Source organism: Phaeobacter sp. JH204B, assembly GCF_048055755.1.
In the GTDB taxonomy this organism is placed as follows: domain Bacteria; phylum Pseudomonadota; class Alphaproteobacteria; order Rhodobacterales; family Rhodobacteraceae; genus Phaeobacter; species Phaeobacter bryozoorum.
Genome location: NZ_JAYMXF010000009.1, coordinates 241721 through 262242 on the forward strand (window position 1 = coordinate 241721; position 20522 = coordinate 262242).

A 20522-nucleotide genomic window follows, 5' to 3' on the forward strand; every position below is an offset into this window, starting at 1 on the left:
TTCGTAGATTTAAGAACGCCCTCGTTACAGCATCCTGATGGGTGCGAGGGACAAGACAGAAGGATCCGCACCGCCGATGTCGCGTGTCTATCTTGACCATAACGCCACCACGCCGCTTTGCGATGCTGCAAAGGCCGCGATGGTTGCCGCGATGGAGGTTTGCGGAAATCCTTCTTCCGTTCACGCCGAAGGCCGTGCCGCCAAGGCGCTGGTTGAACGCGCGCGGGCGCAGATCGCCTCGGCTTTTGGGGCGGATGGTGCTGATATCGTGTTCACCTCCGGGTCGACAGAAGGGGCCGCGCTGGCAATGAGCGGCCGCGATCTGCATGGTGCAGCAGTTGAGCATGACGCCGTAAGGTCCTGGTCCGTCGAAGATTTGCAGGTTTCACCTGATGGCGCTGTTGCGGTGATTGATCCGCAGCGCTCCTCCGTTCAATTGGCCAATTCTGAAACCGGCGTTATCCAGAAGCTGCCCGAAGGGCTGGCGGTGACCGATGCGACGCAGGCCTTCGGCAAGCTGCCTGTCGCCTTCAATTGGATGGGGGCCACGATGGCGCTGATCTCAGCGCACAAACTGGGCGGGCCAAAGGGCGTGGGCGCGGTGGTCCTGAAACGGGGAACCGATCTGGCGGCGCAGATCACCGGCGGCGGTCAGGAGATGGGGCGTCGCTCCGGCACGGAAAATGTCGTAGGGATCGCGGGGTTCGGAGCGGCCGCGGAAGCTGCGGCAAGGGCGCTGGCGGATGGTGTCTGGGAACGTGTGGCAGAGCTGCGCGACACAATGGAGGCCGCCCTTGCAGCGGGCAGCCCTGACACTATTTTTGTTGGGACATCAGCGGCGCGCCTGCCCAATACCAGTTGTTTTGCCACGCCGGGCTGGAAAGGCGAAACCCAGGTCATGCAGATGGATCTGGCCGGATTTGCCATTAGCGCCGGCAGCGCCTGTTCCAGCGGCAAGGTCCGCGCCAGCGCGGTGCTCACCGCCATGGGATATGACGAGTTAACCGCCCAGAGCGCCGTGCGCGTCTCGCTTGGGCAGAACACAACAGAAACGGATGTGCTGCGCTTTGCCGAAAGCTGGTGCGCCAAACAAAAGAAACATCGCGCCCGGGTGGCGTGAGTGCAGGAGATGACCATGACAGCATTGGATGATGTTCAGGTAAAAGAAGGCGTTGACCAGGAAACGGTCGATGCGGTCCGCGAGGTGGGCGGCGCCTATAAATACGGTTGGGAAACCGATATCGAGATGGAATACGCGCCCAAGGGGCTGACCACCGATATCGTGCGGCTGATCTCGGAAAAGAACGAGGAGCCGGAATGGATGCTGAACTGGCGGCTTGAGGCCTATGATCGCTGGCTTCAGAAGGAAGAACCGACCTGGGCGATGGTCGACTATCCTGAAATCGATTTTCAGGACCAGTATTACTATGCCCGTCCGAAATCGATGGAGGTGAAGCCAAAGTCGCTGGATGAGGTCGACCCAAAACTGCTCGCTACCTACGAAAAGCTCGGTATCCCTTTGAAAGAACAGATGATCCTTGCGGGCGTCGAGGGGGCTGAAAACATGCCCGCCGAAGGTCGCAAGGTCGCAGTTGACGCGGTGTTCGACTCCGTTTCGGTCGGCACCACCTTCCAGGCCGAGCTGAAAAAGGCAGGCGTCATCTTCTGCTCGATCTCCGAAGCGATCCGCGAACACCCTGAGCTGGTAAAGAAATACCTCGGCACCGTGGTTCCGGTCTCCGATAACTTCTATGCCACACTGAACTCCGCGGTATTCTCTGACGGCTCCTTTGTCTATGTGCCGCCGGGTGTGCGCTGCCCGATGGAACTGTCGACCTATTTCCGCATCAACGCGGAAAACACCGGTCAGTTCGAGCGCACCCTGATCATTGCCGATAAAGGCAGCTATGTCAGCTACTTGGAAGGCTGTACTGCACCGGCCCGCGATATCGCGCAGCTGCACGCAGCCGTCGTGGAGATCATCATCGAAGAAGACGCCGAGGTGAAATATTCCACCGTCCAGAACTGGTATCCCGGTGATGAGAACGGCAAGGGTGGCATCTACAACTTCGTGACCAAACGTGCCGACTGCCGCGGCGACCGCGCCAAGGTGATGTGGACACAGGTGGAAACCGGCTCTGCGGTGACCTGGAAATACCCTTCCTGCATTCTGCGCGGCGAGGAAAGCCAGGGCGAATTCTACTCGATCGCCATCGCCAACAACATGCAGCAGGCCGATACCGGCACCAAGATGATCCATCTGGGCAAAAACACGAAATCCCGCATCGTGTCCAAGGGGATCTCTGCCGGCAAGGCGCAGAACACCTACCGCGGGCTGGTGTCGATGCACCCCAAGGCCAAGAACTCGCGCAACTACACCCAGTGCGACAGCTTGCTGATCGGCGACAAATGCGGGGCGCACACGGTTCCCTATATCGAGGTCAAGAACAACTCCTCCCGCGTGGAGCATGAGGCGACCACCTCCAAGGTGGATGATGACCAGCTGTTCTACTGCCGTCAGCGCGGCATGGACGAGGAAGAGGCCGTGGCCCTGGTGGTGAACGGCTTCTGCAAGGACGTGCTGCAGGCGCTGCCGATGGAGTTCGCCATGGAAGCGCAGCAGCTGGTTGCGATCTCGCTGGAAGGGTCTGTCGGGTAATGGCAGGCCCTTGGGCATCATCGCGAGGAAACAATAAAATGATCATCACAACCACCAACTCCGTCGAAGGCTACCAGATCGCCGAATACAAGGGCATCGTGGTGGGCGAGGCGATCATGGGCGCCAATGTGGTGCGCGATGTCTTTGCCTCGATCACAGACATCGTCGGCGGCCGCTCCGGTGCCTATGAAAGCAAGCTGCAGGACGCGCGCGAGACCGCGCTGGCAGAGTTGGAGGACCGCGCCCGGGCCAAGGGGGCAAATGCGGTTGTCGGCGTCGACCTCGATTACGAGGTGGTAGGCCAGTCCATGTTGATGGTCTCTGCCAGTGGAACAGCCGTAGTGATCGGCTAAGGAATTCGCCCTTCGGGGCACAGAAACAACCGGGGCGATGCTCCGAAGAGATATAAACGAGGAAAAAATGCTCGAAATCAAAAACCTGCACGTCAAACTTGAAGAAGAGGACAAACAGATCCTCAAAGGTGTCAACCTGACCGTTGAGGCTGGCAAGGTACATGCCATCATGGGGCCGAACGGCTCTGGCAAATCGACCCTCTCTTATGTGCTGTCCGGTCGCGATGGCTATGAGGTCACCGACGGGGCGGCGACGCTGGCTGGCGAAGATCTGCTGGACATGGAGCCGGAAGAGCGCGCCGCCGCAGGTGTGTTCCTCGCGTTCCAATACCCGGTCGAGATCCCAGGTGTCGGCAATATGACCTTCCTGCGCACTGCCGTAAACGCGCAGCGCAAGGCGCGTGGCGAAGACGAGCTGAGCGCCTCCGACTTTCTGAAGGAAGTGCGGGCCAAGGCAAAGACCCTGAAAATCGACGCCGATATGCTGAAGCGCCCGGTCAACGTCGGCTTCTCCGGCGGCGAGAAAAAGCGTAACGAAATCCTACAGATGGCGATGCTTGAGCCAAAAATGTGCATCCTCGATGAGACCGATTCCGGTCTGGATGTCGATGCGATGAAACTGGTTGCCGAAGGTGTGAACGCCCTGCGCGACGAAGGCCGCGGCTTCTTGGTGATCACCCATTACCAGCGCCTGCTGGACCACATCAAACCCGACGTCGTTCACATCATGGCAGACGGCCGCATCGTCAAAACCGGCGGTCCCGAGCTGGCGCTGGAAGTCGAAAACAACGGGTATGCCGATATTCTGGCAGAGGGTGTGTAAATGGCCGCTCCTGAAAGAAAACAAAGCGAAACCGAGGCACGGTTGGCGGCGCTGACCATGCCGGAGGGTGGCTGTCTGGCCGAGGCGCGCCATGCGGCGTTGTCGCGGGTTCAGACACTGGGCCTGCCGAACCGCCGCGATGAATACTGGAAATACACCCGCCCGGACACGCTGACCGCCGCTGTGGCACCAAAGGCCGCAGTTTTTGATGCTGGCGAAGCACCGATGTTCAACGAATTTGATCGCATCAAGATCGTGTTCGTTGACGGTGTCTTTGATGCCGATGCCTCTGACGATCTGTCGCTGGAGGGCATCAGCATTGATCGCATCGCCGATATCTGTGACAAAGATATCCATTGGGCCAAGGACTTGTACGGCGTTCTTGAAGCGCGCGGACAGACGCCTGTTGCCCGCCCTCTGGCGGCGCTGAACACCGCATTTGCCAGCGATGGTGTCGCCATCCGTGTGACCGGCAGCCCGTCCAAACCGGTCAATCTGATCTACCGTCATGCGGCAGAAGAGTCAGACGCCATCCTGCATCACGTGATCCGTGTTGAAAGCGGTGCATCAGCGACCATTCTGGAAAACGGCCCGGCTGCATCGCGGTTCAACAAATGTATGGAAATCGACGTTGCCGACGGCGGGGCTCTGCATCTGGTGCGGGCGCAGGGGCGTGATCATGAGCGCCGGGCTGCAACGCATCTGTTTGCACGCCTCGGTACTGAATCCGTGTTCAAGGCCTTCACCCTCACTGTAAACGGCGTGCTGACGCGCAATGAGGCGGTGATTGAACTGACCGGCGATGATGCGGTCGCGCATATCGCAGGCGCCTGTGTCGGTGATGGTGATTTCCACCACGATGACACCGTCTTCATCACCCATGATGCGGTGAACTGCGAGAGCCGCCAGGTTTTCAAGAAGGTTCTGCGCAACGGGGCAACCGGTGTTTTCCAGGGCAAGATCCTTGTCAAAGAGGGCGCGCAAAAGACTGATGGATATCAGATTTCTCAGTCTCTTCTGCTGGATGACGACAGCCAGTTCCTGGCCAAACCCGAGCTGGAAATCTACGCCGATGATGTGGCCTGTTCGCATGGCTCCACCTCAGGCGCAATTGACGAGGAGGGTCTGTTCTACCTGCGGTCGCGCGGCATTCCTCAGGCTGAAGCAACCGATCTCATGACCCTTGCCTTCCTTGCTGAAGCAGTTGAGGAGATCGAAGACGCCGATGTTGCGGCAAGCGTTGTGGACCGGCTGGAAGGCTGGCTGGCCCGGCGCCGCTGATGTCCGTCAGTCAGGACATTGTTGCCACCTACAGGGGGCCGCGCAGGGTTTATGCGCGGCGTCTGGCCATGGGGTTGCGTGAAGATCGGCTGCTGGCCATGCTCATGGCCGGCTGCGCTCTGGCGTTCATTGCTCAGATGCCAGCTCGGGCGCGTGAGGCGCATCTGAGCGGGCAGGAGCTGAACATGCTGCTGGGCGGCTCGCTGCTGGCGCTGATCTTCATTGCGCCGCTGCTCCTCTACGGGGTGGCCTTTCTGGCGCATGGCGTCGCGCGGATCTTTGGCGGCTCTGGCGACAGCGCGCAGGCACGTCTGGCCTTGTTCTGGGCGTTCCTCGCGGCTGGTCCGCTGATGCTGTTGAACGGGCTTGTCGCGGGATTCATCGGCCCGGGGCTGGAGCTCAATCTGGTGGGCGGGCTATGGTTTGTGCTGTTCCTGTGGTTCTGGGGCAGCGGGATGGTTCAGGCGTATTGGGGCAAAGAATGATCCCTTATCAGTCACTTGCGGGTCTTACCTTCAGCGCTCCCACAGCGGCGGCGCGGGTTCTTCTGTCCGTTGACTGGCCGCGCCGGGTGCTTGTTCTTGCCTTGCTGTTGACGGCGGTTGTCAACACGATGATCCTTCAGCTCGCCGATCTGATCCTTCCGGGCAACATCGCGGTACTGGCCGCCATTCAACCCCTGTACTATGCCGGTGCTGTTTTTGCGCTGCATCTGGCCGTGACGGCGCTTCTGACCTGGACCGGTCGCTGGATTGGCGGCAAGGCGGAGTTCAGCGATATTCTGGCGGTCAATGTCTGGCTGAATGCCGTGCAGATCGCGCTTTTGGTGGCGGTGATGCTGCTGCATCTGGTGCTGCCGCTGGCGGCATCCTTGATCGCCTTGCTCGCGAATTTCATGATGCTGGCAATCTTTCTGCTGTTTATCAAGGAAGCGCATCAGTTTACATCCATCTGGCGGGCCATCGGCTCGGTTCTGATGTCGGCGGTTTTGATCGTCATTCTTCTCTCTCTGCTTTTGGGGGCGCAGGCCCCGGCACTACTGGGGCTTCCCGACCATGTATGACGTCCAAAAAATCCGCGCCGATTTTCCGATCCTGTCTCGTCAGGTGAATGGCAAACCGCTGACCTATCTGGACAATGGCGCATCGGCACAGAAGCCCCAGGTTGTAATTGACGCAATTACGCGCGCCTATTCTGAGGAATACTCAAACGTTCACAGAGGGTTGCACTATCTCTCTAATCTGGCGACCGAGAAATACGAAAGCGTTCGGGGCACCATTGCAAGGTTCCTGAATGCGGGCGACGAAAATACCATCGTCATGAACTCAGGGACCACGGAGGGGATCAACACGATCGCCTACGGCTGGGCCATGCCGCAGCTTCAGGCCGGGGATGAGATCATTCTCAGCGTGATGGAGCATCACGCAAATATCGTGCCCTGGCATTTCCTGCGTGAACGTCAGGGCGTGGTTCTGAAATGGGTGGAGACAGTAGCCGACGGAAGCCTCGATCCGCAGGCCGTGCTGGACGCCATCGGTCCAAAGACAAAGCTTATTGCAGTTACCCAATGTTCCAATGTCTTGGGCACCATCGTTGATGTGAAAACCATCTGCCATGAGGCCCGCCAGCGCGGCGTTGCAGTTCTGGTTGATGGCTCGCAGGGGGCGGTTCATCTGCCCGTGGATGTGCAGGATATGGGCTGTGATTTCTATGCGATTACCGGTCATAAGCTCTACGGGCCGTCCTCCTCCGGTGCCATCTACATTCGCCCGGAGCGCATGGCTGAAATGCGCCCCTTCATGGGTGGCGGCGACATGATCAAGGAGGTTGCCCGCGATCAGGTGATCTACAATGACGCTCCGATGAAATTCGAGGCCGGCACGCCCGGCATCGTACAGATGATCGGACTGGGTGTTGCGCTGGATTACATGATGGCTATCGGCATGGAGAATATCGCAGCCCATGAGGCGGCGATCACCGCCTATGCCAGCGAACGGCTGAACGGTCTGAACTGGGTCAATATCCAAGGTCAAGCCGCTGACAAGGCTGCTATTTTCAGCTTCACACTGGAAGGCGCGGCACATGCACATGACATCTCGACCATTCTCGACAAGAAGGGTGTCGCGGTACGCGCAGGACAACATTGCGCCGGACCGCTGATGGATCACCTTGGCGTTGCGGCGACCTGTCGTGCGTCCTTTGCCATGTATAACACCAAGGACGAGGTCGACGTGCTGATCGACGCCCTGGAACTGGCCCACGATCTATTTGCCTAGCATCCGTCGCAACATGTTGCCCAGCTTCTGAAACGTCACCCGGCCGGGTGACGTTTTTTTACTGCTTGTGCAGATGCAAGATGTGAAGGCTGCTGGAAAAGTGCCCGAAACGATCGCCCGTGTTGCGGAAAGCCCCGGTTGCCTCAACATCAGGCTGTGACGCGCCCGATGCAGGATCATTAGGTGATCTGTCAGCCTATACCATAGGCGTGGTCTGTGGATGTGGTCTGGAATAATGGCGGAGAGACAGGGATTCGAACCCTGGGTTCCCGTGAAGGAACAACGGTTTTCGAGACCGCCCCGTTCGACCACTCCGGCACCTCTCCGCGGGGGGTGAGGGCCGTTTAAAGTGGAAAGCTCGGGCGCGCAAGGGGGGATTTTGCGCTTTCTGCAGGAAATCGGAATTTTCATTGTCTCGCGCGATAAAACCCTTAGATTTCGTTGTATGAAACAGCTTTCACCCCTCCGAAAACTTGTGATGCAACCGCTCTTGGGCCTTGTTCTTGCATCGTTATTTGCATTCTCCGGCGCGCAGGCGGCGGATCGTGACCGGGTTGTCGCGTTCCTTGAAACAACTGGTTTTGACGTGGCGCTGGACAGTATCGCGCTCTCGGCTGAGATGGCACCGGGTATGCTGGGTGTTGATGCCGGTGATTTTGGCGCAGCCTGGGTAGAGCTGTCGCAGGATGTCTTTGACCGCAGGGAAATGCGCGAGATCGCCCTTGGCATTCTGGAGGAAACGCTTGAGGAGGACGCGCTGTCCCATGCGGCGGAGTTCTACGCCAGCCCGTTGGGCGCACGTCTGGTGAAAGCAGAGAACGCCTCTCACATGGTGGAGGATGACGAAACCAAGCAGCAGGCGGGCATGCGCATTATCTCCGATCTGGTGGCGGACGGCAGTGATCGCCCGCATCTGTTTCAGCGCATGGGGCTGGCGCTGGATTCCGATGGCACCGGGGTGAAGGCGGTGCAGGAGATCCAGTTCCGCTTCCTGATGGCTGCCAGCGCGGCTGGGGTGATTGACCTGCAGCTCGATGCAGATGGGCTGCGTGCATTGATGAAGGAGCAGCAGGCGTCGACGCGGATGGCGATGCAGGCGGCCAATCTGGCAGCCAATGCCTATACCTATCAGGGGTTCAGCGACGCAGAACTGGAGCAATATATCGCCGCGCTGGAGCATCCGTTGATGCAGCGGGTCTATGAGCTGCTGAATGCGGTTACCTTCGAGATCACCGCCAACCGCTTTGAACTTCTGGCCTATCGTCTGAAGGGGCTTGAACCGGCGCAGGATCTGTAAGGGGCAATCCGCGCCCGAAGTGTGAAACATCCCTGCAAAACACGGCGCGACACTGGCCACTGGCCTAGGGGGCAGCGCAGGGTTGACACGCTGCTCAATTCGCCGCATAAGCCCGCATCCCGGCCCGGATTCCCTGTGCCGGGGTTTATTTGTCATACGCCCCCAGGGGGCGCGCTGTTCGAGGTGGCCCACGGGCCGAAACACCGACCGTATCGCAGGATACATCCGGGACCGTAGGACGCGGGTAGAAAAGGAAAGACGCATATGTTTGCGGTCCTCAAAACCGGCGGCAAGCAGTACAAAGTTCAGGCCGGCGATATGCTGCGCGTGGAAAAATTGGCTGCTGATGCTGGCGAAACAATCCAGTTCAACGACATTCTGATGCTCGGTGGTGATGCACCGGTTGTGGGTGCGCCCTTTGTGGATGGTGCTGCGGTTCAGGCCGAAGTCATCGACCAGATCAAAGGCGAGAAGGTCATTCACTTTGTGAAGCGCCGTCGTAAGCACTCCTCCAAGCGCACCAAGGGCCACCGTCAGAAGCTGACCCTGGTCAAGATCACTGAGATCCTGGCCTCCGGCGCTGACAAGTCCGGCGTGAAAGCTGCCAGCGGCCAGGGCTCTGCTCCTGCTGCCAAAGCTGCGCCTGCTGCCAAGAAAGCCGCTCCGGCTGCGTCGGGCGACGACCTGACTGCGCTGACCGGTGTTGGTCCGGCTGCTGCCAAGAAACTGGAAGAAGCCGGTCTGACCAGCTTTGCCCAGATCGCGGCCTTGTCGGATGCTGACATTGCTGCTATCGACGCGGTCAAAGTGAAACCCGAATGGGTTGAGCAGGCCAAAGAATTGGCTAAAGGCTAAGGAGATAGACAATGGCACATAAGAAAGCTGGTGGTTCCTCACGTAACGGCCGCGACTCAGCCGGTCGCCGCCTTGGCGTGAAACTCTACGGTGGTCAGTCGGCCATCTCTGGCAACATCATCGTTCGTCAGCGCGGCACCAAGTTCTGGCCGGGTGAAGGCGTAGGTCTGGGCAAAGATCACACAATCTTTGCGACCACCGACGGTGCTGTGACCTTCCACAAGGGCCTCAAGGGCCGCACCTTTATTTCGGTTCTGCCAGTGGCGGAGGCCGCTGAATAAGCCGAACCTGAAAGGTGAGACACAATCAGGGGATCGGCGACACCGCCGGTCCCTTTTTATTTTCCCGGGGGCGCAAACCCTAACCAGTTCTAAACGGCTTTGCTGTATGGCAGAGCGCGTCAGTTTGTTAAGGCCCACTAGGTTTACCCGGCCAGATGGTCGGTTTTGTATTCTTCGAGAGGAGCGAGGGCATGAGTTTGGATCATAAAAGAGCAGAACAGCCTGTGATCGATGCGGGACGTTTTGTCCTGCGCCCGCTGCGTAAATCCGACGAGGGGCTGATTGCCCATTACGTGAGCGACGAACGTGTCGCCCGCATGACCACCGCCATTCCGCACCCGCTGCCGCCCGGCGCGATCGAGGCATTTGTTGCCCGCGCCACCGACGAAGAGCGCGAAGAAGATGTCTGGGCCATCGACGGCACCGCAGATGGTGGCGAAGAACTGAAAGGTATCATCAGCCTCAAGCGGCTTGACCGTGACCAGAGCGAGGTCGGCTATTGGATTGCGCCGGTGTTCTGGAACAATGGTCTGGCCTCCGAGGCGCTGCGGGCTCTGGTCGAGACCAATCCGCAAGGGTGCAGCGCGATGTTTGCCAGCGCTTTTCAGGACAACCCCGCCTCGGCGCGTGTCCTGACCCATTGTGGCTTTGAATATCTCGGTGACGCCGAAACATTCTCGGTCGCCCGCGATGCGACGGTGCCAACCTGGACCTACAGCAGAAAACTGTGATTGGCGCGCCGCGCGCTTTGCGTTAAGTCGGGGCAACAGCCCCCGACAGCGGCGGCACGACCCATCTTCCCTCCGCCTGTGGCGGCAGGTCATCAGCAAGGAGCTGACATGAAATTCCTCGATCTGGCCAAAGTCTACATTCGCTCCGGCGCGGGCGGGAACGGCTGCGTCAGCTTTCGCCGTGAAAAATTTATGGAATATGGCGGCCCCGACGGCGGCGACGGCGGCCGTGGCGGGTCAGTCTGGGTCGAGGTGACCGAGGGGCTGAATACGCTGATTGATTTCCGCTATCAGCAGCACTTTTTTGCCAAGAACGGCCAATCCGGCATGGGGCGTCAGCGCACCGGCAAGGATGGCGATGATATCGTGCTGCGCGTGCCGGTTGGTACGGAGATCATGGATGAGGATCAGGAAACCGTTCTTGCGGATCTGACGGAGGTCGGTGAGCGTTTTCTCCTGGCCAAGGGCGGCAATGGCGGCTTTGGCAACCTGCATTTCAAAAGCGCGACAAATCAGGCGCCGCGCCGGGCCAACTCCGGTCAGGACGGGATTGAGCGGACCATCTGGCTGCGGCTGAAACTGATCGCGGACGTCGGCCTGTTGGGCCTGCCCAACGCCGGAAAATCAACCTTTCTCTCGGCGACATCCAACGCCCGGCCAAAAATCGCGGACTACCCGTTTACCACGCTGCATCCGAATCTCGGCGTTGTTGGCATCGACGGGGTTGAGTTCGTTGTGGCCGATATCCCCGGTCTGATCGCAGGCGCCCATGAGGGGCGCGGGATCGGTGACCGCTTCCTTGGCCATGTTGAGCGCTGTGCCGTTCTGCTGCATTTGGTGGATGGGACATCGGAAACCGTGGCGGAGGACTACCAGACCATCATCAATGAGCTGGAGGCCTATGGCGGCGAGCTGGCGGACAAGCCGCGCATCACTGCGCTGAACAAGGTCGACTCCCTTGATGATGAGGAACGCGCGGAGGCCAAAGCCGAGCTGGAAGCCGCCGTCGGCGGTCCCGTCTTCATGATGTCCGGCGTCAGCCGGGAGGGTCTGAACGAGGTACTGCGTGCCATGCGTACGCAGATCGACGAAGATCGTCTGCGCCAGAAACCTCAGGGGGAGCAGGGCACGTGGCAACCCTGACCGACGCCCGGCGTATTGTCGTCAAGATCGGGTCCGCCCTGCTGGTGGACCGGAACAGCGGCGCATTGCGGGCGGATTGGTTGCGGGCCTTGGCAGAGGATGTTGCCTGGCTGAAATCCATGGGCAAGGACGTGATCCTTGTATCCTCGGGATCCATCGCCCTGGGGCGTCGCGTGCTCGATCTTGCGGCGCGGGAGCTGCCGCTGGAGCAATCGCAGGCGGCAGCAGCGGTCGGCCAGATCCGTCTCGCCCGCGCCTATGAGGAGGCGCTTGCCCCGCATGAGATCACCACCGGGCAGGTGTTGGTGACACTCGAAGACAGCACCGATCGCCGTCGCTACCTGAATTCTCGTGCGACACTGGAGACGTTGATCGGCCTTGGCGTGGTGCCCATCGTCAATGAAAACGACACCATTGCCACCGATGAGATCCGCTATGGCGACAACGATCGACTGGCGGCGCAGGTTGCGGTGACCGTCGGAGCTGATGCGCTGATCCTGCTGTCGGACGTTGACGGTTTTTACAGCGCCAATCCGGTGCTGGACCCGACTGCGCAGCGTTATGACCGGATTGATCACATCACGGCCGAGATCGAGGCGATGGCCGGGGATGGCGTCTCTGGCCTCTCCAAGGGCGGGATGATCACCAAATTGCTGGCCGCCAAGATGGCGACAGCGGCTGGCTGCGCCATGGCAATCACTGAAGGGTCGCGACACAACCCTCTGAAATTGCTGGAAGACGGTGCGCCGTCCACGTGGTTCTCGGCACAGGGTGATCCGCAGGTGGCGCGTAAACGCTGGATTGCAGCGATGAAAACCCGCGGCGTGATCACCATCGACGAAGGCGCCGCACGGGCGCTAGGTCGCGGCAAGAGCCTGCTGCCCGCGGGCATCCGACATATCGAAGGAGACTTCGGCCGCGGTGATCCGCTGGCCATCCTTGGCCCAGACGGGCGGAAACTGGGGCAGGGGCTCAGCCGGTACACGGCTGAGGAAGCTGCCGCCATTAAGGGACGCCAGTCGGCCGAGATTGAAGCGATCCTTGGGTATGCGGGGCGCGCGGCCGTCATCCACCGCGATGATATGGCGCTGTAACCGTGATTTATGTTAGGGCTGACCCCGCCTGACCACCAGATGTGTCAAAGTGGGTCCACAAAAGGTTTCCAGTGATGAATGAGACGCAAGATATTGCTGCGCTGATGGCTGACATCGGCAAACGTGCAAAGCAAGCCGCCGCAAAACTGGCTGTTGCCAGTGCCGAATGCAAAACCGCCGCGCTGAATGCCGCTGCTGATGCGGTTTGGGACAAGCGGGCAGAGATATTGTCCGCCAATGCCAAGGATCTCGATTTCGGCCGCACCAAGGGGCTTTCGCCTGCGATGATGGACCGTCTGGCGCTGGATGAAGACCGGATTGCCGGAATTGTCTCCGGTCTGCGGGCGGTCGCAGCGCAGGCCGATCCGGTGGGAGAAGTGCTGGCGGAATGGTCGCAACCCTCTGGGCTTCAGATCCAGCGTGTTCGCACACCGCTTGGCGTGATCGGTGTCATCTACGAAAGCCGCCCGAATGTCACCGCCGATGCCGGCGCGCTCTGCCTGAAGTCGGGGAATGCGGTGATCCTGCGCGGTGGCTCGGAGAGTTTTCACTCGAGCCAGGCCATCCACGCCTGCCTTGTTGCGGGTCTGCGCAGCGCCGATCTGCCGGAGGATGCGGTCCAGCTGGTCCCGACGCGCGACCGTGCAGCGGTGCAGGAACTGCTGACGATGACCGATACGGTCGATGTGATTGTTCCGCGTGGTGGCAAGGGGTTGGTCGGTCTTGTCCAGCGCGAGGCCCGAGTGCCGGTCTTTGCGCATTTGGAGGGGATCGTGCATATTTACCTCGACAAGGCTGCAGATCCGCAAAAGGCGCTGGAGATCGTGCTGAATGCCAAGACGCGCCGCACCGGCATCTGCGGCGCTGCGGAATGCTTGCTCATCCACCGGGATATCGCGGATACGATTGGGCGCGACGTGCTGACCGCGCTGGCCGCCGCCGGTGTGGAAATCCGCGCCGAGGCTGGTCTGCCGGGCCCGGATGGTATGACAGAGGCAACCGAAGCCGATTGGGGCTGCGAATATCTGGATGCGATCATTGCCGCCAGACAGGTCCAGGATCTGGACGCGGCCATCGCCCATATCCGCGCGCATCATTCACAGCACACCGATTGTATCATCACCGAGGATGACGGCGCCGTTGCGCAGTTCTTTGCTGAGCTGGACAGCGCGATCCTGATGCACAATGCCTCAACCCAGTTTGCGGATGGTGGTGAATTTGGCATGGGGGCCGAGATCGGTATTGCAACCGGCAAGATGCACGCGCGGGGCCCCGTGGGCGCGGCGCAGCTGACCAGCTTCAAATATCTGGTGCGCGGGAACGGTGCGGTCCGCAGCTGACAGCATCCAACCCATCTGACATAAAAAAAGCGCTGCAAGTGATTGCAGCGCTTTCATATTTCGGTCGCCTGATGCGGGTTAGAAGTGGATCGTCACCCGCTCCAATGTCTGTTCCACGCGCACGGTGCGCCCCAGATCCTTCGCCGCTTCGGGCAGCATGGCGAATTGGACCAGCGCCGGGGTCACTGTTGCCGAAGAGGTGCCGCCGCTGACGCGCGCCCACAGATCATCGTCGATATTCAGCTTGCTGCCTTCGCCGATGACGGTCCATTTGCCATCCGCGCAGAGGATCTTGACCGTGCCGCCATAGGGTAGGCCGGTTTCGAGGCACAAAGCGGCAAGAAAGGCGAGACGCACCTCGGTCCTGCTCGAGGCCTCCTGCGGCGCCCATTGATATTTCAGCCGCCCGCCCTTGCCGATGTCTTCCAGGACCGACACCACTTCGGCGCGGCTGATCTGCTGTTCGCTGGCTGCGCCAAAGGCAATCCGGAAGAACCGGATACGGGCATTGGCATTGGCCACGCTGTCGGAGATCAGCTCCAGCTCGGGGCCGGACATATCCCCAGACATTCCAAGCAGTTCGAGCCCGTTATTGATCGCGCCGATCGGGCTGATCAGGTCATGACAGATACGCGACCCTATCAAAGCCGCGAGATTAGCGTTATCTACTGACATATCTTTCCTCCGAAGTGGGCCATCACGCATGAACGACCTCAACGCTATACTTGCCCCTGGCATGTTCGTGACCCACCCCAACCACCCGGAATGGGGGACGGGGCAGGTCCAGTCCAACGCCGCCGGCAAGATCACCGTTAACTTTCCCGATCAGGGCAAGGTGGTGTTCAACAGCGCGCAGGTGGCCCTTATTCCAGTCTTTGATCCGTCATAAGCGTTGATGAACGGTTAACGCCTGTTCACCAATTTGAACGAAACTTGCACATGCCGTGCCTTATAGGCTAGCTGCACGCAAGGCAAACCATTGATGAGCAAGCTCATGGGCGGCAGTTCTCCTGCATTTCAGGTCAAACTGGCACAGACATCGGCGGATTTACGCGCGGCGCAGGCGCTCAGATACGACGTTTTTGTCAGTGAGCTTGGCGGGGGCGGCGCGCTGGTGGATCACGAGGCAGGGCTGGAGCAGGATCGTTTCGATGCGTTTTTCGACCATCTGTTGCTCTGGGACCAGACGCGCGATGCGGTGGTTGGCGTCTACCGGGTGCTGCGTGGCGATCAGGCGCTTTTGGCCGGGCAATTCTATTCCGAGGATGAATATGACCTCTCTAAACTGAGAGCTTCGGGTCGTAAGCTGTTGGAATTGGGGCGTTCCTGCCTGCACCCGGATTATCGGGGCGGAACCGCGATGTTTCACCTTTGGTCCGCGCTGTCAGCCTATGTGGCCGAGCATGAGATCGAGGTGCTGTTTGGCGTTGCCAGTTTTCATGGGACGGAGGTTGCGCCGCTGGCCAATGCGCTGTCATCGCTGCACCACAACCATCTCGCGCCGGAAGACCTGCGGCCGGTTTCACGCAGCTACCAATCCATGGACCTGATCCCGGCAGGCGATCTGGACCGTCGCCGCGCCATGCTGGACACGCCGGCGCTGATCAAGGCCTACCTGCGGCTTGGCGGCTGCGTGGGCGATGGCGCCTATATCGACCATGATTTCAACACCACCGATATCTGTCTTGTGCTGGACACTGCACGCATGAACGCGCGTCAGCGACGGATCTACGAGGCAGGGCGCAGCGAGCCATGACCACCTGGGAGGGAGAGGACGCGCCGCCTCCGATCAAGATCAGCGCCATTGGATGGGTGTTGATCCTCGGTCGCGGCCTATGTCTGGGCACGCTGGTCTTTGGCGGCTTGCTGGTGCTGCTGCTGGTGCGCCTGATCGAACGGCCGCTTTGTGGTCTCAGCCGGCCGGTGACGCCGTTCATCACGCAATGCGTCTGCCGCAATGCCTTTCGTATTCTGGGCATCGGGTTCCGCACCGAAGGCTCATTGATGACGCAACGCGGCGCAGTGGTCGCCAACCATACGTCATGGCTGGATATTTTTGCTCTGAACGCCCGCAAGCGGATCTATTTCGTCTCCAAGGCGGAGGTTGCCTCATGGCCGGGTATTGGCTGGCTGGCACGGGCCACGGGCACGGTGTTCATCAAACGCGACGCAAGGGAAGCGCGCCAACAGACGGCATTGTTCCAGCAGCGCCTGTTGCTGGGGCACAAGCTGCTGTTCTTTCCCGAAGGGACATCGACCGACGGGCTGCGTGTGCTGCCGTTCAAGACAACGCTTTTTGCGGCGTTCTTTCACCCCGAGCTGCGCGATATGATCTCGATCCAGCCGGTTTCGGTGGTGTTCTACCCGCCAAATGGAGAGGATCCGCGGTTTTATGGTTGGTGGGGAGACATGGATTTCGGCTCACATCTGCTGAAAACAATGGCGTCGCTGCGTCAGGGCGAGGTGGTGCTGCACTATCATACTCCGCTGCGGGTGTCCGATTTCGCCGATCGCAAGGCCCTTGCGACCGCCTGCGAAGCCGAGGTCAGCGCCGGACATACCGCGCTTTGGCAGCGCATTGGGCAGGGCGCGCGCTGAAATGGCCGGGGCAGGGCGCGGATATATCTTTTGCCCTTGCGCATCCTTCAGCGCTGGCATATACGCGCGCCATTCAATCCGCAGGTGGGGATTGGCCTGACCGGGGGAGACATCCCTGGCAGACCGCCGGTTGGAGCATCCGCTCTGAGACCCCCGCCGAGGCACGAAACCGGAAAAGGAAAAGATACATGGCTCTTCCCGAGTTCTCCATGCGTCAGCTGCTTGAGGCAGGCGTACACTTTGGTCACCAAACCCAGCGCTGGAACCCGCGCATGTCGCCCTTCATCTATGGCGCACGCAACGGCATCCACATTCTGGACCTGACCCAGACCGTTCCCATGCTGGACGCAGCTCTGAACGCTGTCCGCGACACCGTCGCCAAGGGCGGCCGGATCCTGTTCGTCGGCACCAAGCGTCAGGCGGCTCAGCCGATCGCAGACGCAGCTGAGAAATCCGCTCAGTACTTCATGAACCACCGCTGGCTCGGTGGCACGCTGACCAACTGGAAAACCGTTTCCCAGTCGATCAACCGCCTGAAGGAAATCGACGAGAAAATGGCGTCCGGCGCCGAAGGCCTGACCAAGAAAGAGCGTCTGGGCATGGAGCGTGACCAGCTGAAGCTGGAAGCCTCGCTCGGTGGTATCCGCGAGATGGGTGGCGTTCCTGACCTGCTGTTCGTCATCGACGTGAAAAAAGAAGCGCTGGCCATCGCCGAAGCCAACAAGCTGGGTATCCCGGTTGTGGCCATCGTCGACACCAACTGCTCGCCCGATGGTGTTGACTACATCATCCCCGGCAACGACGACGCGGCCCGCGCCATCGCGCTTTACTGCGATCTGGTCGCCCGCGCTGCTCTGGACGGCATGTCCGCACAGCTCGGCGCCGCAGGCGTTGATCTTGGCGCCCTGGAAGAGGCACCGGCAGAAGAAGCCGTTGCTGAAGACGCCGCTGCTGACGCCTGATCCGTCCTGTCACGGAGTTGACATGCGGGGCAGGCTATCACCTGCCCCATATCCGTTTTTGAATTGAGGAGAGCCTAAGATGGCAATTACTGCATCCATGGTTAAGGAACTGCGCGACAGCACCGGCGCAGGCATGATGGACGCCAAGAAGGCGCTGACCGAAACCAATGGCGACATGGAAGCCGCCGTTGACTGGCTGCGCACCAAGGGTCTGGCAAAAGCGGCCAAGAAATCCGGCCGTACCGCCGCAGAAGGCCTGGTCGCCGTGGTCGTCGAAGGCAACAAAGGTGTTGCCGTCGAAGTGAACTCGGAAACCGACTTTGTCGGCAAAAACGCCGAGTTCCAGGAAATGGTGTCCGGCATTGCCAAGACCGCAGTGAACGCAGCCGATGTCGACGCGCTGCTGGCGGCGGACATGGGCGGCAAAACCGTTGCCGAAACCCTGACCGACAAGATCGCCACCATCGGTGAGAACATGGCCGTGCGCCGTATGGCCTCCCTCGAAGGTGAAACCGTTGTGTCCTATGTGCACAACGCTGCGACCGCAGGCATGGGCAAGATCGGCGTATTGGTTGCCATGAACGGCGGCGACGAAGCGATCGGCAAGCAGATTGCGATGCACATCGCAGCTGTGAACCCCGCCGCGCTGAGCGAAGCGGAGCTGGACGCCTCTGTTGTTGAGAAAGAAAAGCAGGTCCAGATGGACATCGCCCGCGAATCCGGCAAGCCGGAGCAGGTGATCGAGAAGATGATCGTCGGCCGCATGAAGAAATTCGTGGCTGAATCGACCCTGCTGAACCAGCAGTTCGTTGTGAACCCTGACCTGACCGTTGAAGAAGCGGCCAAGGAAGCGGGCGCCACCATCACCGGTTTCGTGCGTCTGGAAGTCGGCGAAGGCATCGAAGTCGAAAAAGAAGACTTCGCAGCTGAGGTTGCCAAGGCAGCCCAGGGCTAAGCCCGACGCGGGCTAACGCCCGACCGTAAGACAATTAAAGGCCGACGAACGCGTTTCGTCGGCCTTTTCCTTTGTGACAATGCAATATGAGAGGCGCGGCGATCAGGGGCAGGGCGCGTCAGCAGCGCCCAGATGGCAAAGCCCATGGCGCATATCATATTGGCAGTCATACGGTCGGAAGAGGGTGAGGGGCCTGTCGCGGGCCCATGTCAGGAAAGACATCGAATGGCCGCAACAAGCCCCTCAGAATATCCCGGCGCTGGCGCGGAACAATACGCGCAGCTACCGGACAGGTTAGAGAGCCTTGCAATCCCAAGGGTCATGCCCTGCGCCGTCCCAGGCCAAAGCCCCACTCACGGAACATGGTAAGTGTGCCTGTAGTTCTCCTATTGGGGAAGTAATGAATTCCATACCCAATTGCAGATAGATTGCGAAAATTGGAAGAAACTCTCTGAATATCAGCTGTAATATCCAATATATATTATAGGGATTATCAGTTCTCCATAATATACATCTGATTGTGAAGTGCCGCTTTTAGTACCGCATGGGCTGTTGTCTCAACGGCCAGTGCCTCGCGTGCCAGGCGCAGGTGTTTTTCGACGGTCGCAGGCGTCAGCCCCATCAGAACCGCTATATCCTGAGTGGTCTTGCCGTCACCAACCCATTCCAACGCTTCTCTCTGGCGTTTTGTCAGGCTGCGGTTTGGGGGGTCATAAGGCATCGTGAGGATCTTCAGATGCGCGACATTGTTCATCAGAACGATATCATGCCCATGCGTTGCCCAGATCTCATCGACCTCATCCTGGCTGAGGGTTTCCTCCGCCGCCAAAGATATTGCGCCCTTGAACCGTTGAGAAGCCGAATAGAAGCTGACGGTGTAGCCCGCCTTTACCCCCATGGCCGTATTGAAATCGATCACTTTCTGCGCCTGTGGTGTCAGGCATTGATTTGCCATCTGCTGCTGCACCATGCGCCAGCTGCCGGCCCCTTCGTTGTTCAGCGCCCATTGCAACATCGGCGCGTCGAAATAGAGGCCGGAGTTTACGAAGCCTTTCACGTATTCGGTGCAGTGATTGGACAGGATCACGAAATCTTCGGGGTCACCGAGCGAGGTTTTGGTCTTGTGACGCGTATAGCCGTAGATCAGCCGGTCAAAACGAAAGGCCTGCATCTGTTTGACGTGTTCCAGCCAAAGCTCCTCAAGCGTCCGCGCCCCGCATAGAAAGTCTATGTAGGCACGCAGCTTCATCCCGGTTTTTCCTGATTCAAATGGCTGTTGAGCGCATCAAGTGCCATCAGATAGCCCTGTGACCCAAATCCGCAGATCTGTCCAAGCGCGGCGCGCGCGATATAGGAGCGATGGCGAAATTCCTCGCGTGCATGGATGTTTGACAGGTGAACTTCAACCACCGGCAGGGCGATGGAAAAAATCGCATCCATCAGCGCGATGGAGGTATGGGTATAGGCGCCTGCATTGAGGATGATCCCGGCGTAGCTGCCGCGGGCCCCGTGCAGCGCATCAAGCAGCGCGCCTTCGTGATTGGACTGCTCGCACGTCACCGAAAGCCCGAGTGACGCGCCATGGTCGATGCAGCGTTGTTCAACCATCGCCAGCGTTTCATGCCCGTAAACCTCAGGCTGGCGCGTTCCCAACAGGTTCAGGTTGGGGCCGTTCAAAACCAGGATGTTGTGCATGTCGATATCCAATAACTCTGTGATGCCCCGATTGCCCGTCTTCCGCCCAATAGAGGACATTTGCCGTGGTGCGGGCTCGCCGGGATGGTCGCCAGTCTCCAGCCCTGCCGGCGCGTCGTTGGCTGGCCCAAGTGACAGGCGCAGGATCGGTTGGCCAGCCCGTCAGCGCTGCGGCCGCT

At 59.7% G+C, this 20522-nt stretch carries 23 protein-coding genes and 1 tRNA gene; 20 read left to right on the forward strand and 4 right to left on the reverse strand.

The genetic code is table 11. From position 1 onward, the window contains the following. Positions 1-76: 76 nt before the first annotated feature. The 8 genes from VXL81_RS05255 (at position 77) to VXL81_RS05290 (ending at position 7392) form a co-directional block, all read left to right on the forward strand. Complete coding sequence (locus VXL81_RS05255) at positions 77-1120, forward strand: cysteine desulfurase family protein (RefSeq protein ID WP_416544360.1); 1044 nt, start codon at positions 77-79, stop codon at positions 1118-1120. A 15-nt stretch (positions 1121-1135) separates the two neighbouring features. Next, positions 1136-2659 (forward strand): Fe-S cluster assembly protein SufB, encoded by a 1524-nt coding sequence (gene sufB, locus VXL81_RS05260; RefSeq protein WP_340545546.1) that lies wholly within the window; start codon positions 1136-1138, stop codon positions 2657-2659. Between the two features lie 38 nt (positions 2660-2697). After that, positions 2698-3012: a YbjQ family protein gene (locus VXL81_RS05265; RefSeq protein ID WP_340545547.1), complete on the forward strand. Its 315-nt coding sequence runs from the start codon at positions 2698-2700 to the stop codon at positions 3010-3012. Positions 3013-3079: 67 nt separating this feature from the next. Next, on the forward strand, positions 3080-3835 hold the full coding sequence (sufC, locus tag VXL81_RS05270) for a Fe-S cluster assembly ATPase SufC (protein WP_340545548.1): 756 nt from the start codon (positions 3080-3082) through the stop codon (positions 3833-3835). After that, positions 3836-5116 (forward strand): SufB/SufD family protein, encoded by a 1281-nt coding sequence (locus VXL81_RS05275; protein WP_416538743.1) that lies wholly within the window; start codon positions 3836-3838, stop codon positions 5114-5116. Then, positions 5116-5601, forward strand: coding sequence for a YIP1 family protein (locus tag VXL81_RS05280; RefSeq protein WP_340545550.1), 486 nt, complete (start codon positions 5116-5118; stop codon positions 5599-5601). Before VXL81_RS05275 ends, VXL81_RS05280 begins: the two co-directional genes overlap by 1 nt. Continuing rightward, a complete protein-coding gene (locus VXL81_RS05285; protein WP_340545551.1) occupies positions 5598-6179 on the forward strand; it encodes a YIP1 family protein in 582 nt (193 codons plus the stop codon). Before VXL81_RS05280 ends, VXL81_RS05285 begins: the two co-directional genes overlap by 4 nt. Beyond that, positions 6172-7392 (forward strand): cysteine desulfurase, encoded by a 1221-nt coding sequence (locus tag VXL81_RS05290; RefSeq protein ID WP_416553203.1) that lies wholly within the window; start codon positions 6172-6174, stop codon positions 7390-7392. Before VXL81_RS05285 ends, VXL81_RS05290 begins: the two co-directional genes overlap by 8 nt. 236 nt (positions 7393-7628) lie before the next feature. Here VXL81_RS05290 and VXL81_RS05295 read toward each other — a convergent pair. Next, positions 7629-7718 (reverse strand) — tRNA-Ser (locus tag VXL81_RS05295). A 119-nt stretch (positions 7719-7837) separates the two neighbouring features. Here VXL81_RS05295 and VXL81_RS05300 point away from each other — a divergent pair. The 7 genes from VXL81_RS05300 (at position 7838) to VXL81_RS05330 (ending at position 14133) form a co-directional block, all read left to right on the forward strand. Further along, on the forward strand, positions 7838-8689 hold the full coding sequence (locus VXL81_RS05300; RefSeq protein WP_416538745.1) for a DUF2059 domain-containing protein: 852 nt from the start codon (positions 7838-7840) through the stop codon (positions 8687-8689). 264 nt (positions 8690-8953) lie between these two features. Then, the gene (locus VXL81_RS05305) at positions 8954-9544 is read left to right on the forward strand and encodes a 50S ribosomal protein L21 (RefSeq protein WP_340545554.1); all 591 of its coding nucleotides are present in this window, start codon (positions 8954-8956) and stop codon (positions 9542-9544) included. A gap of 11 nt (positions 9545-9555) precedes the next feature. Continuing rightward, a complete protein-coding gene (gene rpmA / locus VXL81_RS05310; RefSeq protein ID WP_340545555.1) occupies positions 9556-9825 on the forward strand; it encodes a 50S ribosomal protein L27 in 270 nt (89 codons plus the stop codon). 191 nt (positions 9826-10016) lie between these two features. After that, positions 10017-10556 carry a GNAT family N-acetyltransferase gene (locus VXL81_RS05315; protein WP_340545556.1) on the forward strand — a complete coding sequence of 180 codons (540 nt, stop codon included), beginning with the start codon at positions 10017-10019 and terminating at the stop codon, positions 10554-10556. A gap of 108 nt (positions 10557-10664) precedes the next feature. After that, positions 10665-11699 (forward strand): GTPase ObgE, encoded by a 1035-nt coding sequence (obgE, locus tag VXL81_RS05320; protein ID WP_340545557.1) that lies wholly within the window; start codon positions 10665-10667, stop codon positions 11697-11699. Next, the gene (proB, locus tag VXL81_RS05325) at positions 11687-12793 is read left to right on the forward strand and encodes a glutamate 5-kinase (protein ID WP_416553205.1); all 1107 of its coding nucleotides are present in this window, start codon (positions 11687-11689) and stop codon (positions 12791-12793) included. Before obgE ends, proB begins: the two co-directional genes overlap by 13 nt. A 74-nt stretch (positions 12794-12867) precedes the next feature. After that, positions 12868-14133: a glutamate-5-semialdehyde dehydrogenase gene (locus VXL81_RS05330; RefSeq protein ID WP_340545559.1), complete on the forward strand. Its 1266-nt coding sequence runs from the start codon at positions 12868-12870 to the stop codon at positions 14131-14133. A gap of 78 nt (positions 14134-14211) precedes the next feature. On the opposite strand, the gene VXL81_RS05335 is transcribed toward VXL81_RS05330, so the two are convergent. Beyond that, positions 14212-14808, reverse strand: coding sequence for a histidine phosphotransferase family protein (locus tag VXL81_RS05335; RefSeq protein WP_340545560.1), 597 nt, complete (start codon positions 14806-14808; stop codon positions 14212-14214). Between the two features lie 28 nt (positions 14809-14836). Here VXL81_RS05335 and VXL81_RS05340 point away from each other — a divergent pair, with 28 nt between their 5' ends. The 5 genes from VXL81_RS05340 (at position 14837) to tsf (ending at position 18648) form a co-directional block, all read left to right on the forward strand. Further along, complete coding sequence (locus tag VXL81_RS05340; RefSeq protein ID WP_061049281.1) at positions 14837-15022, forward strand: DUF3553 domain-containing protein; 186 nt, start codon at positions 14837-14839, stop codon at positions 15020-15022. 105 nt (positions 15023-15127) lie between these two features. Beyond that, positions 15128-15889: a GNAT family N-acetyltransferase gene (locus VXL81_RS05345; protein ID WP_340546318.1), complete on the forward strand. Its 762-nt coding sequence runs from the start codon at positions 15128-15130 to the stop codon at positions 15887-15889. Then, positions 15886-16731 (forward strand): lysophospholipid acyltransferase family protein, encoded by an 846-nt coding sequence (locus tag VXL81_RS05350; RefSeq protein WP_416544364.1) that lies wholly within the window; start codon positions 15886-15888, stop codon positions 16729-16731. The genes VXL81_RS05345 and VXL81_RS05350 overlap by 4 nt, the downstream gene beginning before the upstream one ends. A gap of 188 nt (positions 16732-16919) precedes the next feature. Next, positions 16920-17693, forward strand: coding sequence for a 30S ribosomal protein S2 (rpsB, locus tag VXL81_RS05355; protein ID WP_340545562.1), 774 nt, complete (start codon positions 16920-16922; stop codon positions 17691-17693). Between the two features lie 79 nt (positions 17694-17772). Continuing rightward, a complete protein-coding gene (gene tsf / locus VXL81_RS05360) occupies positions 17773-18648 on the forward strand; it encodes a translation elongation factor Ts (protein WP_340545563.1) in 876 nt (291 codons plus the stop codon). Positions 18649-19141: 493 nt separating this feature from the next. On the opposite strand, the gene VXL81_RS05365 is transcribed toward tsf, so the two are convergent. Continuing rightward, the gene (locus VXL81_RS05365) at positions 19142-19897 is read right to left on the reverse strand and encodes a helix-turn-helix transcriptional regulator (protein ID WP_340545564.1); all 756 of its coding nucleotides are present in this window, start codon (positions 19895-19897) and stop codon (positions 19142-19144) included. Beyond that, a complete protein-coding gene (gene aroQ / locus VXL81_RS05370; protein ID WP_340545565.1) occupies positions 19894-20343 on the reverse strand; it encodes a type II 3-dehydroquinate dehydratase in 450 nt (149 codons plus the stop codon). The genes VXL81_RS05365 and aroQ overlap by 4 nt, the downstream gene beginning before the upstream one ends. Positions 20344-20522: the final 179 nt, after the last annotated feature.

Excerpts from the sequence above, each read along its gene's own strand:
- VXL81_RS05315 (WP_340545556.1), top strand. The coding sequence starts at position 10,017 with ATGAGTTTGGATCATAAAAGAGCAGAACAGCCTGTGATCGATGCGGGA.
- VXL81_RS05340 (WP_061049281.1), top strand. The coding sequence starts at position 14,837 with ATGAACGACCTCAACGCTATACTTGCCCCTGGCATGTTCGTGACCCAC.
- VXL81_RS05300 (WP_416538745.1), top strand. The coding sequence starts at position 7,838 with ATGAAACAGCTTTCACCCCTCCGAAAACTTGTGATGCAACCGCTCTTG.
- VXL81_RS05255 (WP_416544360.1), top strand. The coding sequence starts at position 77 with ATGTCGCGTGTCTATCTTGACCATAACGCCACCACGCCGCTTTGCGAT.
- VXL81_RS05350 (WP_416544364.1), top strand. The coding sequence starts at position 15,886 with ATGACCACCTGGGAGGGAGAGGACGCGCCGCCTCCGATCAAGATCAGC.
- sufB (WP_340545546.1), top strand. The coding sequence starts at position 1,136 with ATGACAGCATTGGATGATGTTCAGGTAAAAGAAGGCGTTGACCAGGAA.
- VXL81_RS05335 (WP_340545560.1), bottom strand. The coding sequence starts at position 14,808 with ATGTCAGTAGATAACGCTAATCTCGCGGCTTTGATAGGGTCGCGTATC.
- VXL81_RS05275 (WP_416538743.1), top strand. The coding sequence starts at position 3,836 with ATGGCCGCTCCTGAAAGAAAACAAAGCGAAACCGAGGCACGGTTGGCG.
- tsf (WP_340545563.1), top strand. The coding sequence starts at position 17,773 with ATGGCAATTACTGCATCCATGGTTAAGGAACTGCGCGACAGCACCGGC.
- VXL81_RS05290 (WP_416553203.1), top strand. The coding sequence starts at position 6,172 with ATGTATGACGTCCAAAAAATCCGCGCCGATTTTCCGATCCTGTCTCGT.
- obgE (WP_340545557.1), top strand. The coding sequence starts at position 10,665 with ATGAAATTCCTCGATCTGGCCAAAGTCTACATTCGCTCCGGCGCGGGC.
- VXL81_RS05345 (WP_340546318.1), top strand. The coding sequence starts at position 15,128 with ATGGGCGGCAGTTCTCCTGCATTTCAGGTCAAACTGGCACAGACATCG.
- rpmA (WP_340545555.1), top strand. The coding sequence starts at position 9,556 with ATGGCACATAAGAAAGCTGGTGGTTCCTCACGTAACGGCCGCGACTCA.
- rpsB (WP_340545562.1), top strand. The coding sequence starts at position 16,920 with ATGGCTCTTCCCGAGTTCTCCATGCGTCAGCTGCTTGAGGCAGGCGTA.
- VXL81_RS05265 (WP_340545547.1), top strand. The coding sequence starts at position 2,698 with ATGATCATCACAACCACCAACTCCGTCGAAGGCTACCAGATCGCCGAA.
- VXL81_RS05285 (WP_340545551.1), top strand. The coding sequence starts at position 5,598 with ATGATCCCTTATCAGTCACTTGCGGGTCTTACCTTCAGCGCTCCCACA.
- VXL81_RS05330 (WP_340545559.1), top strand. The coding sequence starts at position 12,868 with ATGAATGAGACGCAAGATATTGCTGCGCTGATGGCTGACATCGGCAAA.
- VXL81_RS05365 (WP_340545564.1), bottom strand. The coding sequence starts at position 19,897 with ATGAAGCTGCGTGCCTACATAGACTTTCTATGCGGGGCGCGGACGCTT.
- sufC (WP_340545548.1), top strand. The coding sequence starts at position 3,080 with ATGCTCGAAATCAAAAACCTGCACGTCAAACTTGAAGAAGAGGACAAA.
- aroQ (WP_340545565.1), bottom strand. The coding sequence starts at position 20,343 with ATGCACAACATCCTGGTTTTGAACGGCCCCAACCTGAACCTGTTGGGA.
- VXL81_RS05305 (WP_340545554.1), top strand. The coding sequence starts at position 8,954 with ATGTTTGCGGTCCTCAAAACCGGCGGCAAGCAGTACAAAGTTCAGGCC.
- VXL81_RS05280 (WP_340545550.1), top strand. The coding sequence starts at position 5,116 with ATGTCCGTCAGTCAGGACATTGTTGCCACCTACAGGGGGCCGCGCAGG.